Genomic DNA, 16,971 nt, shown 5'->3' with positions numbered 1-16,971 from the left:
GACCGCCACGGCGATCACTCCTACTGCTCCCCGTGCGGCTCCGGCATGAGCCCCGTCTGCACCAGTGGCTTCCCCCGCTGCCGCGACACGAAGATGCCACGCCCCGGAGGCATGGGCCGCATACGGGCGCCGAGCACCTCGCCCTCCGTCGGGTCGCCGGAGAGCAGGAGGCCCTGCGCGCCGAGCTCCATCATCCGTTGCAGGAACGGCTCGTACGCCGCACGGCTCGCTCCCGCCGAGTTGCGAGCGATGACGAAGCGGACGCCGACGTCACGGGCGAAGGGCAGCTGCTCGGTGAGTTTGGCCAGCGGGTTGCCGCTCGACGTGGACACCAGGTCGTAGTCGTCCACGACCACGAACACCTCCGGTCCCTGCCACCAGCTCCGGTCGCGGAGCTGCTGTGCCGTGACGTCCGCGGACGGCGCGCGGCGCTGCATCAGGTCCGCCAGCGCGTCGACGTGGTGGTCCATGTTGTTGGACATCGGCACGTACTCGGCCAGGTGCGAGGCGGGCGTCACGTCGAGCAGGGCACGCCGGTTGTCGATCACGAAGAACTTGGCGGCGTCGCCGTCGTACCGTTCCGTCAGCTGCTTGATGAGCAGGCGCAGCAGGTTCGACTTGCCGGACTCGCTCTCGCCGAACACCAGGAAGAACGGATCGCGGTCGAAATCGGCGAACACGGGCTCCAGGTTGTTCTCGTCGATCGCGAACGACACACCGCGCCGGGGTTCGGCGAATCCTGCGGGGAGCTGGTGCACGGGGAGCTCGCGTGGCAGCAGACGCACCTTCGGGGCGGAGGAGCCGGCCCAGTGGCGGCTGATCTCCTGCACCATCGCGGTGGTCGCCTCGGACAGGTCGCTGTCGGAATGAATGGCGTCGATACGCGGCACCGATGCCATGAAGTGCAGCTTCTCCGGGACCAGACCGCGTCCGGGGACTCCGGGCGGCACGTTCATGGCCAGCTTCCGGTCCACCTCGGAGTCCATCGCGTCACCCAGACGGAGCTCCAGCCGGTTCATCAGCTGGTCCTTGATGTTGGAGCGTACATCCATCGACCGGGACGCCGTGAGGATCACGTGGATCCCGTAGCCCAGCCCGCGCACCGCCATGTCGACGACCGCCGACTCCAGCCCCTCGTAGTCCGTGCGGAAGTTCCCCCAACCGTCGACGACCAGGAACACGTCCCCCCACGGCTGCTCCGCCACGGAGATGTCGCCGCGCGCCCGGAGCCTGCGGTAGGTGGCGATGGAGTCGACGCCCGCGCTGCGGAAGTACTCCTCACGGCGCGTCATGATGCCGTACACCTCGGCCACCGTCCGCCGGACCTTCTCGGGGTCGAGACGCGAGGCCACGCCGCCGACGTGGGGAAGGCCGGCGACCGACGACAGTCCTCCGCCACCGAAGTCCAGCCCGTAGAACTGCACCTCGTGCGGCGTGTGGGTGAGCGCGAAGCCCGAGATGATCGTCCGCAGCAGCGTGGACTTGCCCGACTGGGGACCACCGATGATCTGCATATGGCCGGCGGCCCCCGAGAAGTCCCGGTAGAGAACGTCACGGCGCTGCTCGAAGGGCTTGTCGACGACGCCCAGCGGGACGACGAGCTTGCCCGCGCCCTCGAAGCCCGGCTGCGTCAGCCCCCGACCCTCCACCGGCGACAATCCGGGCAGGATCTCGTCCAGCGGCGGCGGGTTGTCCAGCGGCGGCAGCCACACCTGGTGGGCCTCCGCACCACGGCCCTCGAGCCGCCGCACGATCACGTCGAGCACCGAGTCGGCGAGCGCGTCGTCCTCGGGCCTGCGCGCCTCGGGCACCGCCGCCCGCACCGCAGACTCGACGTACCGCACCGGTACCGCCGCGGCCGTGAACGCCACCGGCCTGCGGTCCACGGGCAGCGTCCCGCCCGGTGCGACCGCCTGCTGTCCGTTCGCCCGGTACACGCCCGAGACGTACGCCGCCTTGAAGCGCACCATCTCGTCGGTGCCGAACTTCAGGTACCCGGAGCCGGGGACGTTGGGCAGGTGGTACGCGTCCGGCACGCCGATGGCCGCGCGCGACTCGGCAGCCGAGAACGTCCGCAGACCGACCCGGTACGACAGGTACGTCTCCAGGCCGCGCAGCCGCCCCTCCTCCAGACGCTGCGAGGCGAGCAGCAGATGGACGCCGAGGGACCGTCCGATACGGCCGATCTGCACGAACATCTCGATGAAGTCGGGTTTGGCGGTGAGCAGTTCGCTGAACTCGTCGATGACGAGCACGAGCGACGGAATGGGCTGCAGTGCCGCTCCCGCCGCACGCGCCTTCTCGTAGTCGTGGATGTTGGCGTAGTTGCCGGCGTCGCGGAGCAGCTCCTGGCGGCGGTTCAGCTCACCCCTGATGGAGTCGCCCATGCGGTCGACCAGAGTGAGGTCGTCGGCCAGGTTGGTGATCACGGCGGCCACGTGCGGCATCTGCGACATGCCCGCGAACGTCGCGCCGCCCTTGAAGTCCGCGAGGACGAAGTTGAGGGTCTCCGACGAGTGCGTCACGGCGAGACCGAGCACCAGTGTGCGCAGCAGTTCGGACTTGCCGGAACCGGTCGCACCGACGCACAGACCGTGCGGGCCCATGCCCTCCTGCGCGGCCTCCTTCAGGTCGAGCATGACCGGAGAGCCGTCCTCGCCCACACCGATCGGCACCCGCAGCCGTTCGGCCTGCGAGCGCGGCCGCCAGGTGCGACTGACGTCGACGGAGGCGGCGTCGCCGAGGTTGAGCAGATCGGTGAACTCCAGGTTGGCGAGCAGCGGTTCGTCGTCGTCCCCGCCCGTGGCGACCCGCAGCGGCGCGAGCTGCCGGGCGAGCGCCTCCGCGGCCTCGACGCTCAGTCGGTCCGGCACGCCGTCGTACACCAGGCCGTGTCCCGACTCCAGTTGCAGGGAGTCCGGATGCACGACGACGGACAGTCCGCCGCGCGGGGCGCTCATCTCGCCCGGGACGACCTCGATCAGCGTTACGCCCTGCAGGCCCTCGGCGGCGGCGAGCGGTGACATCGGGGGCACGGACCGCCCGTCGAGGACGACGACGAGGTGCGGCTGGTCGAGGAGCGGGTTGTGGGGGCCCTGGAAGCGCGGGCGCCCCTCGAGGCGGCTCGCGAGCATGTCCTGCAGGTCGCGTGCGTCGGTGGTGATGAGACGCCGGCTGCCGGCGCCGTCGCCCGGTCCCGGTGCCTGCACGTGCGGCAGCCACTTGGCCCACTCCCAGTGCCCCGCCGCCGCGGGGTCCGCAGCGATCGCGACGACCAGGTCCTCGGGGGAGTGTAGTGAGGCGAGGGACCCGACCATGGCCCGCGCCGCGGACCGTACCGACTCCGGCTCGCCGCTGACCGTCAGGTGGTAGAAGGCCCGCAGGGACACCGCCATCGGCAGCCCGTCGAGCGTGCCGTGGGTCGTGAGGAACTTCTGCATCGCGCCCGCGGTCAGCGGCTCCAGCTCGTCCACGGGCGCCGTCTCGGGCGCCACCAGAGGAGTTGCCAGCTGCTGGCTGCCGAGCCCGATGCGCACCTGCCCGAAGTCGTCGTCGGCGACCCGGCGTTCCCACACCCGGCTGCCCTCGGCCACGAGAGCCCACAGCTGCTCGGGCGACGGATGCAGGTAGTACTGGGCGTCCCGCTGCAGCCGGGCGGTCCTGAGGACCGTACGCCGGGTCTGCGTCAGGTACTTGAGGTAGTCCCGCCGCAGTCCGGCGAGTTCCCCCTGGGTGCCCCGCCGGTAGCGAACGAGCATGGCGATCGCCATCGCGACCGTGGACGCGATCATCACCATGCCCATGATCCGCATGATGGGGTTCGGCGTCATGAAGAAGAAGACGACGGAACCGCCCATGCCGAGCATCGGCAGCAACTGCATGAGCGCGCCCTCCTGCTGCCCCCTCGGCAGCTCGGGCGGTGGTTGCAGCTGCACCTGCTCACCGGGCACTTCGGACGGCAGGACCCGTGGTGGGCGCTTGACGACGATCTGACTCACAGCTCACCAATTCCCTTGCCGGACGGAAATGTTCCTATCGGCGCCCCCGTGGCGACGGGTTCCATCCGCGGGGAGGGATCCTACTTGCGCGGGGGTGCGGAGGCGGGCGGTAGGGTGGCCCGACGTGTTTGCGCACGCATGAACTACCGCAAAAAAAGGGTCATTCGGAACGCGGCTCGACCCGACGGTCCATGCGAATCACGAGGGGATGCAGCAGGTGAGTATGACGGCCCCAGCGGCGGCCACCGGAACGGGCCAGCCGGCTCCCGCGACTCCGTCCGGCGGCGGTACCGGCTTCTGCCGGATCACCGTCGTCGCGCCCGACGGTCGGGTGGACGTGGCGTTGCCCGAGGACATTCCCCTCGCCGACCTCTATCCCGAGATCCTGCGGCTGTCGGGGCAGAGCCCGGCGGAGGGCGCTCCGGTCGGGTACCACCTGGTCCGCCGCGACGGCACCGTGCTCGACAGCGCGCGGTCCCTCATCTCCCAGCGCATCCTCGACGGAGAGCTGCTCTCGCTGCGGCCCTTCGCCGATTCGCTGCCCCCGGCGGTCTTCGACGACGTCTCCGACGCCGTGGCGTCCGCCGTCGCCCGCGACCGCACGCTGTGGACGGACGGCCTGATGCGCGGAGCCGGGCTCTTCGGCGGCTCGGTGCTGCTCGTGCTGCTCGCCTTCGTGCTGTGGTCGGCCGACCCGCGCCACGACACGCACGGCCTGCCGGGCGTCCTGGCCGCAGTCGCCGGTGTGCTGCTGCTCGCGCTCGCCTGCGTACGGGCCCGGGTGTACGCGGACCGCGGGGCCGCCGTCGCCCTCGGAATCGGATCGATGGCGAACGCGGCGGTCGCCGGGGCCGGGCTGCTGCCGGTGGCGTCCGGCCAGGGCGTCGGGCGGCTGCAGTTCCTGCTCGCCTGCGCCGCCGTGCTGGTGGCGTCGGTGATCCTGATGATGGTCGCGCCCGGCGGCGACGGGCCCTTCGTGGCGTTCGCCTTCGCCGCCGCCGTCGGCACGCTCGTCACCTTCGTCGCGATCATGACCGGGATGGAACCGCCCGAGACCGCCGCGGTCTGCTCCCCCCTCGCCGTCGGGGCCCTCGCCTTCCTGCCGGGCCTCTCCACCCGCTTCGCCCGACTCCCCGTCGGGTTCGAGCCCCCGCGCACCGCCGTCGGCGGCTACGGCGCCGACCCGGCGCCCCAGGGCCCGGTCGACGCCGAGCGGATCGCGGCCCAGGCCCGACGCGGCCACGAACTGCTCGTCGGCCTCGTCGGCGGCTGCGCCCTGCTGGCCGTCGGCTCCGCCGCCGTGCTCGGGTTCTCCGACGACGTCTGGGGCCGGCTGCTCGCCCTGGCCACCGGCATCGCCATGCTGATGCGCGCCCACCTCTTCCGCTACACGGCGCAGGTCGGCTGCGCCCTCGCGGCCGGCCTCGGCTCGCTGGTCCTGCTGGGACTCGGACTGTCACTGAACCCGCCCGCCGAGCTTCTCGCCGCCGCCCTGAAGGGCGACGGCGCGGGCCTCGACATCCGTACGGTGTGGCTGTCCGCCGCGGTCGCCGCCGTCGGCGCCGTGATCATCGCCATCGGGCTGATCGTCCCGCGCAAGGGCGTCACCCCCTTCTGGGGCCGCTTCCTGGAGATCGCGGAGACGTTCGTGCTGCTCACGCTGGTACCGCTGTGCCTGGCGGTCTTCGGCGTCTACCACTCCATCCGGGCGCTGACCTCCTAGTCGCCGGGCGGCCCGCCGGAGGCCCGCGACGGGCCCCGGCAGGGCGGCCGCCCTGCCGGGGCCCGGGGAGCTGGTACTCTGTGTGACGGCCGTTTGTGTACGCGATCCCCGGAGCCTCGCAGGCTCTGGGTGCAGCGCCCATCGCGCCTTCGCCTCCGAGTCACGGAAGCTCCCCTGAGACCAAGACCAGGGGCACTCGCAGGCGCATCGAACACCAAGAGGAGTACCGAGTGTCTCTCGACGCCGCCACGAAGAAGCAGATCATGTCCGAGTTCGGCACCAAGGAGGGCGACACCGGCTCCCCCGAGGTCCAGGTCGCGCTGCTCTCCCGCCGCATCTCGGACCTGACCGAGCACCTCAAGACCCACAAGCACGACCACCACTCCCGCCGTGGTCTGCTGATCCTGGTCGGCCAGCGCCGCCGGCTGCTGCAGTACCTGGCCAAGAAGGACATCCAGCGCTTCCGTACGCTGGTCGACCGCCTCGGCATCCGCCGCGGTGCCGCGGGCGCCAAGTAGGACGATGTGAAGGGAGCGGTTCCCACTTCCAGGGGGCCGCTCCCTTTGCTGTACGTGCGGAGTGTCACAGACGCTTTGTAGTCTGGTCGCACAACGCAATACCGAAAACGGAATACCGAACGAGGAGGAGCGCCCCTCCGCCGCCGGTCCTCGGTAGTGGCCCCCGGAAGCCATGTCGACCGGGTGCTTCGATCGAAGACCGGCCCGCACGCAAGGCGCGCTTCTCCGCCACCGTCCTCCCGCCATGCAGGCCGGAGGACGCAGACGAGGAGATATCGCTGGTGGAGAACGAGACCCACTACGCCGAGGCCGTCATCGACAACGGCTCCTTCGGCACCCGCACGATCCGCTTCGAGACGGGCCGCCTGGCCAAGCAGGCCGCCGGCTCCGCCGTGGCGTACCTGGACGACGACACCATGGTGCTGTCGGCCACCACAGCGTCCAAGAACCCCAAGGACCAGCTGGACTTCTTCCCCCTGACGGTCGACGTCGAGGAGCGGATGTACGCCGCGGGCAAGATCCCCGGCTCCTTCTTCCGCCGTGAGGGCCGGCCGTCCGAGGACGCGATCCTGACCTGCCGCCTGATCGACCGGCCGCTGCGTCCGTCCTTCAAGAAGGGCCTGCGCAACGAGATCCAGATCGTCGAGACGATCATGGCGCTCAACCCCGACCACCTGTACGACGTGGTCGCGATCAACGCCGCCTCCTGCTCGACGCAGCTGGCCGGCCTGCCCTTCTCCGGCCCGATCGGCGGCACCCGCGTCGCACTGATCGACGGCCAGTGGGTCGCCTTCCCGACCCACTCGGAGCTCGAGAACGCCGTGTTCGACATGGTGGTCGCGGGTCGCGTCCTGGAGGACGGCGACGTCGCGATCATGATGGTCGAGGCCGAGGCCACCGAGAAGACCGTCGAGCTCGTCAAGGGCGGCGCCGAGGCGCCGACCGAGGAGATCGTCGCCGCCGGCCTCGAGGCCGCGAAGCCCTTCATCAAGGTCCTGTGCAAGGCCCAGGCCGACCTCGCCGCCAAGGCCGCCAAGCCGACCGGCGAGTTCCCGGTCTTCCTCGACCACCAGGACGACGTCCTGGAGGCCCTGACCGCCGCGGTGAAGAACGAGCTCGCCCAGGCGCTCACCATCGCCGGCAAGCAGGAGCGCGAGGCCGAGCTCGACCGTGTGAAGGCGCTGGCCGCGGAGAAGCTGCTGCCGGAGTTCGAGGGCCGCGAGAAGGAGATCTCCGCCGCGTACCGTTCGCTGACCAAGTCGCTGGTCCGCGAGCGCGTCATCAAGGAGAAGAAGCGCATCGACGGCCGCGGCGTCACGGACATCCGTACGCTCGCCGCCGAGGTCGAGGCCATCCCGCGGGTTCACGGCTCCGCCCTGTTCGAGCGTGGCGAGACCCAGATCCTGGGCGTCACCACCCTGAACATGCTCCGTATGGAGCAGCAGCTGGACACCCTTTCCCCGGTGACCCGCAAGCGCTACATGCACAACTACAACTTCCCGCCGTACTCCACCGGTGAGACCGGCCGCGTCGGTTCCCCGAAGCGCCGCGAGATCGGCCACGGCGCACTGGCCGAGCGTGCGCTCGTGCCGGTGCTGCCGACCCGCGAGGAGTTCCCGTACGCGATCCGCCAGGTGTCCGAGGCGCTCGGCTCCAACGGTTCGACGTCCATGGGCTCCGTCTGCGCCTCCACCATGTCGCTGCTGAACGCCGGTGTGCCGCTGAAGGCCCCCGTCGCCGGTATCGCCATGGGCCTGATCTCCCAGGAGATCGACGGCCAGACGCACTACGTCACCCTCACCGACATCCTCGGTGCGGAGGACGCCTTCGGCGACATGGACTTCAAGGTCGCCGGCACGAAGGAGTTCGTCACCGCCCTCCAGCTCGACACCAAGCTGGACGGCATCCCGGCCTCCGTCCTGGCCGCGGCCCTCAAGCAGGCCCGCGACGCCCGCCTCCACATCCTCGACGTGATGATGGAAGCGATCGACACCCCGGACGAGATGTCCCCGAACGCCCCGCGGATCATCACCGTGAAGATCCCCGTGGACAAGATCGGCGAGGTCATCGGCCCCAAGGGCAAGATGATCAACCAGATCCAGGAGGACACCGGCGCCGAGATCACGATCGAGGACGACGGCACCATCTACATCGGTGCCGCCGACGGCCCGGCCGCCGAGGCCGCCCGCGCCACGATCAACGGCATCGCCAACCCGACCATGCCGGAGGTCGGCGAGCGCTACCTGGGCACGGTCGTCAAGACCACCACCTTCGGTGCGTTCGTCTCCCTGCTCCCGGGCAAGGACGGCCTGCTGCACATCTCGCAGATCCGCAAGCTCGCCGGCGGCAAGCGCGTGGAGAACGTCGAGGACGTCGTGGGCGTGGGCCAGAAGGTCCAGGTCGAGATCGCCGAGATCGACCAGCGCGGCAAGCTCTCCCTCATCCCCGTGATCGAGGGCGAGGACGGCGCCGACGACGGCGAGAAGAAGGACGACGCCGACAAGTGACGTCCCGTAGTGCCAGGACGACGGCCCGCACCTCCTCGGAGGCGCGGGCCGTCGCCCGTACCCAAACGCTTCTCCAGGGCGAGCACGGCATCGGCACGGTCCGCAAGACCACCCTCCCGGGAGGACTGCGCATCGTCACCGAGACCCTGCCGTCCGTGCGCTCCGCCACCTTCGGCATCTGGGCCCATGTCGGCTCGCGCGACGAGACCCCCTCGCTGAACGGCGCCACCCACTATCTCGAGCACCTCCTGTTCAAGGGCACGCACAGGCGCTCCGCCCTCGACATCTCCGCCGCCGTCGACGCGGTCGGCGGCGAGATGAACGCCTTCACGGCGAAGGAGTACACCTGCTATTACGCGCGGGTGCTCGACACGGACCTGCCGTTGGCGATCGACGTCGTCTGCGACATGCTCACCGGCTCGCTGATCCTCGACGAGGACGTGGACGCCGAGCGCGGCGTCATCCTCGAGGAGATCGCGATGACCGAGGACGACCCCGGCGACGTCGTGCACGACCTGTTCGCGCGCACCATGTTCGGCGACACCCCCCTCGGCCGCCCCGTGCTCGGCACCGTCGACACGATCAACGCGCTGAACCGTTCGCAGATCGCTCGCTTCTACCGCAAGCACTACGACCCGACCCATCTGGTCGTCGCCGCGGCGGGCAACATCGACCACGCGACGGTGGTGCGCCAGGTCCGCAAGGCCTTCGAGCAGGCCGGCGCCCTGACCCGCACGGACGCCCGGCCGGTCGCCCCCCGCGACGGCCGCCGGACCCTGCGGACCGCGGGCCGCGTGGAGGTCCTCGACCGCCGCACCGAGCAGGCGCACGTGGTCCTCGGCATGCCCGGCCTCGCCCGTACCGACGACCGGCGCTGGGCGCTCGGAGTGCTGAACACCGCGCTCGGCGGTGGTATGTCCTCACGGCTGTTCCAGGAGGTCCGGGAGAAGCGCGGCCTCGCATACAGCGTGTACTCGTACACCTCCGGCTTCGCCGACTGCGGACTCTTCGGCGTCTACGCCGGCTGCCGGCCCAACCAGGTCCACGACGTGCTGAAGATCTGCCGCAACGAGCTCGACCGCGTCGCCGACGAGGGACTGGCCGACGACGAGATCGACCGTGCCATCGGCCAGCTCTCCGGCTCGACCGTCCTCGGTCTGGAGGACACCGGCGCGCTCATGAACCGCATCGGCAAGAGCGAGCTGTGCTGGGGTGCCCAGATGTCCGTCGACGACATGCTGGCCAACATAGCCGCGGTCACCCCCGACGACGTCCGCGCGGTCGCCAGGGAGGTCCTGGGGCAGCGGCCCTCGCTGTCGGTCATCGGCCCGCTGAAGGACAAGCAGGCCGACCGCCTGCACACATCAGTCTCGTAGTCCTGCCGTCCCCGTTGTCCCGTCGTCCCGTAGAGAGAGCAGAGCAATGAGCAAGCTGCGCGTGGCCGTCCTCGGTGCCAAGGGCCGCATCGGTTCCGAGGCCGTACGAGCCGTCGAAGCCGCCGAGGACATGGAACTCGTCGCGGCGCTGGGCCGGGGCGACAAGCTGGAGACCCTCGTCGAGACCGGCGCCCAGGTGGCCGTCGAACTGACCACCCCCGCCTCGGTCATGGGCAACCTGGACTTCTGTGTGCGCCACGGCATCCACGCCGTCGTCGGCACCACCGGCTGGACCGACGAGCGCCTCGCGCATCTACGCACGTCGCTGGCGGCCTCGCCGGAGACCGGGGTGCTGATCGCGCCCAACTTCTCCATCGGCGCCGTCCTCACCATGAAGTTCGCCGCCCAGGCCGCCCGCTGGTTCGAGTCGGTCGAGGTGGTGGAACTGCACCACCCGAACAAGGCGGATGCTCCCTCCGGCACCGCCACCCGCACGGCGCAGCTGATCGCCGCGGCTCGCGCCGAGGCCGGATGTGCTCCGCAGCCGGACGCCACGGTGACCGCCCTCGACGGCGCGCGCGGCGCGGACGTCGACGGGGTCCCGGTGCACGCCGTACGGCTGCGGGGCCTGCTCGCCCACCAGGAGGTGCTGCTCGGCGGCGAGGGCGAGACCCTCACCGTCCGACACGACTCCCTGCACCACAGCAGCTTCATGCCGGGCATCCTGCTCGGGGTGCGCCGTGTGGTGGACACGCCCGGGCTGACCTTCGGCCTCGAGAACTACCTCGACCTCGGCTGAGGACCCCCGATGCGCGCCAAGATCACGTACTTCGTCACGGCCGCCGTCCTGGTCGTCTACTTCGTCCTGGTCGGCAGCCGGGGCGTGCTGCTCATCGAGCAGGGCACCCTTCTCACCGTGACCTTCGGTGTGGCGGTGCTGATCCTGCCGGTGATCGGCCTGTGGTTCCTCTGGAAGAACACCCAGTTCGTCAGGAAGGCCAACGCGCTGGCGGCGAAGCTCGACGCCGAGGGCGGACTGCCCGTCGACGAGCTGGTCCGTACGCCCGGCGGGCGTATCGACCGGGATTCCGCCGACGCCGTCTTCGCCGAGCGCCGTGCCGAGACCGAGGACTCGCCGGACGACTGGCGCTGCTGGTTTCGGCTCGCGGTCGCCTACCACGACGCGAGGGACACCCCGCGGGCCCGCAAGGCGATGCAGCACGCGATCGCGCTCCACGAGGGAAGGCCGTTCGCGGGCTGACACGGCTCCTCCGGCGTCGTCCGGGCCTGACACGGGTCCGTTCGGCGCGTGACCGGCCTTGAGCCGGTGGGCGTCGGATCGACCTTGTGTGCGCGCCGGCCCGTTTCCGATCGGCGGGTCGGTCCGGGCGCGAACACGACAGCGGCCCGGGTGCGTCCCGGGCCGCTGCCCGCGAGAAGAGGGCGCGAGAAGAGGGCTCGTGAGCGGGGCGGCGGGACCGGCTCAGCGGTGCGGGCCGTACTCCGCGCCCCACGCCTCGATGGTGTCGGCCGCGCGGTCGAACGCCTCGACGCGCGACAGGAAGTCCCCGTTGTGATCGGTGAGCAGTGTGAGCGGCTCGTCCCCGTCCCGCACGAGCACCAGCGCCTGCCCCTGGACCGTGCGCGGCAGCCCGAGCCACCGCACCGGCTGCTGCACGGTCCGCAGGGTCTTCACCTTGGCCCACGGGAGCGTGGTGGTCGAGACCACGGCCACGTGCCGCAGTCCGTGCCGACTCACCCATGTGCCCATGCGCAGGATGCGCAGCGCGCCGCAGATGAGCAGCGCGGCGATGCCGATGCAGACCGCCGCTCCGGGCAGGGCACCGGCGAAGGCGATGACCATGGCCGCGAGCAGTACGAACGAGGCCAGCAGCAGGAGCAGCGCCGCCCCGCCGACCCGCCAGGGGCCGGGACGGTACGGACGTCGCCACAGATCGTGATCATCGAACGGCAGTGCGACATCGTCGTCTGCGGCGTCAAAGGCGCGATCCGCCGTCAGAAAGGGCAGGGGCACGACTGGTCCTCACTCGTCACCACTTCGGGGCTGTGACCGGTGAGGCTACCGAGGCGACCGAGGACCGGCCACTCCAGGGGGCCAAGGGGGTGCTTCCCGGCGGCCACGCCGGGGGGTGTCAGCGCCCCTCGTCCTGGGCCTGGCTCGGGGCCTTGGGGGAGACCGGGGCCTCCAACGCCGGCAGCCCGAAGAGCAGGGACCCGACCAGCCCGGCCACCACGGTCAGGCCGATCAGCGTACGGCCGACGAGCTGGGATGCGCTGGGCCGCCGCCGGGGCGGCGGGGCCACATTGCTGCGGAATCGGTCGGCCTCGGCGACGAACGCGAACGGAACGGCTTCTCGCCGGCGGAACATGGAGCAGCCCCCTCGGGATGTGTGACGAAACGCGGCTACCGGTACAGACGCGTATAACCGGAGTTTGGTGCCCGAATCCAGCGAATCGGCCAGGGCGAGAACCGGGACGGTCCGCCCCCGCTCGTCGTTGTAACGAGCGACCGTAGAGAATGGTCGCCGCCCGTGCGACGCGACTGGAAGGACCCCCGCCGGTGACCCGGAACCCCGACGACATCAAGCCCAGCTTCCGCAGTGATGTCACCGTCGAACTGGTGAAGCACACCGCCGGCGACTCCGACGTGCTGTGGGCGGCCCGGGTCTCCACCGCGGGCGAGCAGTCGCTGGACGAGCTCTCCAAGGACCCGGAACGGTCGAAGGGGCTGATCAACTACCTGATGCGGGACCGTCACGGCAGCCCCTTCGAGCACAACTCGATGACCTTCTTCATCAGCGCCCCGATCTTCGTCTTCCGCGAGTTCATGCGCCACCGGGTCGGCTGGTCGTACAACGAGGAGTCCGGCAGGTACCGGGAGCTCCAGCCCGTCTTCTACGTACCGGACGAGTCGCGCAAACTGGTGCAGGAGGGCCGTCCCGGCAAGTACGTGTTCGTGGAGGGCACCCAGGCCCAGCAGGAGCTGACCGGACGGGTGATGGAGGACTCGTACCGCCAGGCGTACGAGGCCTACCAGGAGATGCTCGACGCCGGTGTGGCCCGCGAGGTCGCCCGTTCGGTCCTGCCCGTCGGCCTCTACTCGTCGATGTACGCGACGTGCAACGCCCGCTCGCTGATGCACTTCCTGGGACTGCGCACTCAGCACGAGATGGCCAGGGTCCCGTCCTTCCCGCAGCGGGAGATCGAGATGGTCGGCGAGAGGATGGAGGAGCACTGGGCCAAGCTCATGCCCCTGACCTACGCGGCCTTCAATGCCAATGGCCGGGTGGCCCCGTAGTGCACAGATGTACGGCCAGCCCTACTCGGTGTCCGTATTGCGGTGTTTCGAGAAGTTCATCTAGGCTGATCAAACGGACCCGGCACTGCTTGAACCCCCGAGCAGGCAGTGCCGGGCTCCACTGAGCAGGGATACGTCACGTCCCCCAAGGGGACCCTCCACTCTGGGCAGCGAGTAGCGTGTTACCCATGGCACCGATCTCGACTCCGCAGACCCCCTTCGGGCGGGTCCTCACCGCCATGGTCACGCCGTTCACGGCGGACGGCGCGCTCGACCTCGACGGCGCGCAGCGGCTCGCCACCCACCTGGTGGACGCAGGCAACGACGGCCTGATCATCAACGGCACGACCGGCGAGTCCCCGACCACCAGCAACGCGGAGAAAGACCAGCTCGTCCGGGCCGTCCTCGAGGCGGTGGGCGACCGGGCGCACGTGGTCGCCGGGATCGGCACCAACGACACCCGACACAGCATCGAACTGGCGCGTGCCGCCGAGCGCGCAGGCGCGCACGGCCTGCTGGCCGTCACTCCCTACTACAACAAGCCCCCGCAGGAGGGCCTGTACCGGAACTTCACGGCCATCGCCGACAGCACCGGACTCCCGGTGATGCTGTACGACATCCCCGGCCGCAGCGGCGTCCCGATCGACACCGAGACGATCGTGCGCCTGGCCGACCACCCGCGGATCGTCGCGAACAAGGACGCCAAGGGAGATCTCGGCCGTGCCAGCTGGGCCATCGCCCGCAGCGGACTCGCCTGGTACTCGGGCGACGACATGCTCAATCTGCCGCTGCTGTCCGTCGGCGCCATCGGCTTCGTCTCCGTGGTCGGCCACGTCGTCACTCCGGAACTCCGCGCTCTGGTCGATGCCTACACCGCGGGCGACGTGCAGAAGGCGACCGAGATCCACCAGAAGCTGCTCCCCGTCTTCACCGGCATGTTCCGCACCCAGGGCGTCATCACCACCAAGGCCGCGCTCGCCCTCCAGGGCCTGCCCGCGGGCCCGCTGCGGCTCCCGCTCGTCGAGCTCAGCGAGGCCGAGACGGCCCAGCTGAAGGTCGATCTCGCCGCCGGCGGGGTACAGCTTTAACAACAGACTTCACAACTGAATACGTCCAACTGAACACGAACGACCGGACGACAACAGCAAGTGCACGAATGTCATGCGCGCCACGTGCCCAAGCGGTACGTGGCGTGCGTCGTGAGGAGAGTCTTTTGAGTCATCCGCATCCCGAACTCGGCGCTCCGCCGAAGCTCCCCAAGGGTGGCCTGCGCGTCACACCGCTCGGCGGTCTCGGCGAGATCGGCCGCAACATGACCGTCTTCGAGTACGACGGCCGGATCCTGATCGTCGACTGCGGTGTCCTCTTCCCCGAGGAGGAGCAGCCCGGCGTGGACCTGATCCTGCCGGACTTCACCACTCTCGTGGACCGACTCGACGACGTCGAGGGAATCGTGCTCACGCACGGTCACGAGGACCACATCGGCGGTGTGCCCTATCTGCTCCGCCTGAAGCCGGACATCCCGCTGATCGGCTCCAAGCTGACCCTCGCCCTGATCGAGGCCAAGCTCCAGGAGCACCGCATCCGCCCGTACACCCTCGAGGTCGCCGAGGGGCAGCATGAGCAGGTCGGTCCCTTCGGCTGCGAGTTCATCGCGGTCAACCACTCCATCCCGGACGCGCTCGCGGTCGCCATCCGCACTCCCGCGGGCATGGTCGTGCACACGGGCGACTTCAAGATGGACCAGCTCCCGATGGACGGACGGCTGACGGACCTGCATGCTTTCGCACGCCTGAGCGAGGAGGGCATCGACCTCCTGCTGTCCGACTCCACCAACGCCGAGGTCCCCGGCTTCGTCCCCGCCGAGCGGGACATCTCGAACGTGCTGCGCGGCGTCTTCGCGAACGCCAGGAAGCGCATCATCGTCGCGAGCTTCGCCAGCCACATCCACCGTGTACAGCAGATCCTGGACGCGGCCCACGAGTACGGCCGCAAGGTCGCCTTCGTCGGCCGGTCCATGGTCCGCAACATGGGGATCGCCCGCGATCTCGGGTACCTCAGGGTGCCGTCCGGGCTCGTGGTGGACGTCAAGACGCTCGACGACCTGCCGGACGACAAGGTCGTGCTGATCTGTACGGGTTCGCAGGGCGAGCCGATGGCGGCGCTGTCCCGCATGGCCAACCGGGACCACCAGATCCGGATCGTGCAGGGCGACACGGTGATCCTGGCGTCCTCGCTCATCCCGGGCAACGAGAACGCGGTCTACCGCGTAATCAACGGGCTCAGCCGCTGGGGCGCCAACGTCGTCCACAAGGGGAACGCCAAGGTCCACGTCTCCGGCCACGCCTCGGCAGGCGAGCTGCTGTACTTCTACAACATCTGCAGGCCGAAGAACCTCATGCCGGTCCACGGCGAGTGGCGCCACCTCCGCGCCAACGCCGAACTCGGCGCCCTCACCGGCATTCCCAAGGACCACGTCGTGATCGCCGAGGACGGCGTCGTCGTCGACCTGGTCGACGGCAAGGCCAGGATCAGCGGCAAGGTCCAGGCGGGATACGTGTACGTCGACGGCCTCTCCGTCGGCGATGTCACCGAGGCCTCACTGAAGGACCGCCGCATCCTCGGCGAGGAGGGCATCATCTCGGTCTTCGTCGTCGTCGACTCCACGACCGGGAAGGTCGTGGGCGGACCGAACATCCACTCCCGCGGCTCCGGCATCGAGGACGGCGTCTTCGACGCGGTGATCCCCAAGATCGAGGAAGCCATCCAGAAGTCAGCCGCCGACGGGGTCGCCGAACCCCACCAGTTGCAGCAGCTCATCCGCCGCACGATCGGCAAGTGGGTCTCCGACACCTACCGCCGCCGGCCGATGATCCTGCCGGTCGTCGTGGAGGTCTGACGGTTCGTCGACTGCGTCCGGAGCGGGGCGGGCCCTCGATTTGCATCGGGCCGCCCCGCTCCAGTACGTTGGCGTCTCCGCCCGAGGGAAACCGGTGCGCCGCTGTGCGCTCGAAAGGTCTCCACAACAGGGCGGGAAATCCGACTCCGAATCTCTGATAAAGTCGGACGCGCCGAAAGGCAGCCGAAAGGCAAAAGGCCCTCCAACGGCCACCGGAAATGAATTCCGAACCGGGAACGGAACGGAAATCGGATCTGGTAGGGTTGGAAACACCGAAGGGAAGCGCCCGGAGGAAAGCCTCAGACAGTGTTCTGCGGGTGAGTACGAAGGAAGCGTCCGTTCCTTGAGAACTCAACAGCGTGCCAAAAGTCAACGCCAGATATGTTGATACCCCGTCCATCCGCACGGATGGTCGAGGTTCCTTTGAAAAAACACAGCGAGGACGCTGTGAACCGGGGAGACTATTCCTCTTCCTGGTTCCGCTCTCGTGATGTGTTCGCCCCGATCACGGGGAAGCATTCACGGAGAGTTTGATCCTGGCTCAGGACGAACGCTGGCGGCGTGCTTAACACATGCAAGTCGAACGATGAACCTCCTTCGGGAGGGGATTAGTGGCGAACGGGTGAGTAAC

General features: G+C 69.5%; 12 protein-coding genes and 1 rRNA gene (1 of these 13 cut by a window edge). 10 read left to right on the top strand and 3 right to left on the bottom strand.

Going from position 1 to position 16,971, the window contains the following annotated elements; translation table 11 throughout:
• Positions 1-20: 20 nt before the first annotated feature.
• Complete coding sequence (gene eccCa, locus O7595_RS08270; RefSeq protein ID WP_269728079.1) at positions 21-3,998, bottom strand: type VII secretion protein EccCa; 3,978 nt, start codon at positions 3,996-3,998, stop codon at positions 21-23.
• 223 nt (positions 3,999-4,221) lie between these two features.
• On the opposite strand from eccCa, the gene eccD reads away from it, so the two are divergent.
• The 6 genes from eccD to O7595_RS08240 all read left to right on the top strand — a co-directional run bounded on the left by eccD (position 4,222) and on the right by O7595_RS08240 (position 11,383).
• A complete protein-coding gene (gene eccD / locus O7595_RS08265) occupies positions 4,222-5,721 on the top strand; it encodes a type VII secretion integral membrane protein EccD (RefSeq protein ID WP_269728078.1) in 1,500 nt (499 codons plus the stop codon).
• A gap of 230 nt (positions 5,722-5,951) precedes the next feature.
• A complete protein-coding gene (gene rpsO / locus O7595_RS08260; protein WP_059415298.1) occupies positions 5,952-6,239 on the top strand; it encodes a 30S ribosomal protein S15 in 288 nt (95 codons plus the stop codon).
• Between the two features lie 281 nt (positions 6,240-6,520).
• The gene (locus tag O7595_RS08255) at positions 6,521-8,746 is read left to right on the top strand and encodes a polyribonucleotide nucleotidyltransferase (RefSeq protein WP_269728077.1); all 2,226 of its coding nucleotides are present in this window, start codon (positions 6,521-6,523) and stop codon (positions 8,744-8,746) included.
• The gene (locus O7595_RS08250) at positions 8,743-10,122 is read left to right on the top strand and encodes a M16 family metallopeptidase (protein ID WP_269728076.1); all 1,380 of its coding nucleotides are present in this window, start codon (positions 8,743-8,745) and stop codon (positions 10,120-10,122) included. The genes O7595_RS08255 and O7595_RS08250 overlap by 4 nt, the downstream gene beginning before the upstream one ends.
• Positions 10,123-10,168: 46 nt before the next feature.
• Positions 10,169-10,921: a 4-hydroxy-tetrahydrodipicolinate reductase gene (dapB, locus tag O7595_RS08245; protein WP_269728075.1), complete on the top strand. Its 753-nt coding sequence runs from the start codon at positions 10,169-10,171 to the stop codon at positions 10,919-10,921.
• 9 nt (positions 10,922-10,930) lie between these two features.
• Positions 10,931-11,383, top strand: coding sequence for a hypothetical protein (locus tag O7595_RS08240; RefSeq protein ID WP_269728074.1), 453 nt, complete (start codon positions 10,931-10,933; stop codon positions 11,381-11,383).
• 222 nt (positions 11,384-11,605) lie between these two features.
• On the opposite strand, the gene O7595_RS08235 is transcribed toward O7595_RS08240, so the two are convergent.
• The gene (locus O7595_RS08235; RefSeq protein ID WP_269728073.1) at positions 11,606-12,157 is read right to left on the bottom strand and encodes a hypothetical protein; all 552 of its coding nucleotides are present in this window, start codon (positions 12,155-12,157) and stop codon (positions 11,606-11,608) included.
• Between the two features lie 118 nt (positions 12,158-12,275).
• Positions 12,276-12,512, bottom strand: coding sequence for a hypothetical protein (locus O7595_RS08230; RefSeq protein WP_269728072.1), 237 nt, complete (start codon positions 12,510-12,512; stop codon positions 12,276-12,278).
• 191 nt (positions 12,513-12,703) lie between these two features.
• Between O7595_RS08230 and thyX the strand changes: the two genes are divergently transcribed.
• The 4 genes from thyX to O7595_RS08210 all read left to right on the top strand — a co-directional run.
• Entirely contained in the window at positions 12,704-13,441 is a 738-nt protein-coding gene (gene thyX / locus O7595_RS08225; RefSeq protein WP_269728071.1) for an FAD-dependent thymidylate synthase, read from the top strand.
• Between the two features lie 188 nt (positions 13,442-13,629).
• On the top strand, positions 13,630-14,529 hold the full coding sequence (gene dapA / locus O7595_RS08220) for a 4-hydroxy-tetrahydrodipicolinate synthase (protein ID WP_269728070.1): 900 nt from the start codon (positions 13,630-13,632) through the stop codon (positions 14,527-14,529).
• Between the two features lie 125 nt (positions 14,530-14,654).
• Complete coding sequence (locus O7595_RS08215) at positions 14,655-16,340, top strand: ribonuclease J (RefSeq protein WP_269728069.1); 1,686 nt, start codon at positions 14,655-14,657, stop codon at positions 16,338-16,340.
• 518 nt (positions 16,341-16,858) lie between these two features.
• Positions 16,859-16,971 (top strand): 16S ribosomal RNA (locus tag O7595_RS08210); it runs 1,405 nt beyond the window's last position.

The organism is Streptomyces sp. WMMC940, assembly GCF_027460265.1.
Lineage (GTDB): Bacteria > Actinomycetota > Actinomycetes > Streptomycetales > Streptomycetaceae > Streptomyces.
The sequence above is the reverse complement of the archived record's forward strand: the minus strand, read 5'-3'. Positions and strand labels throughout refer to the sequence as shown.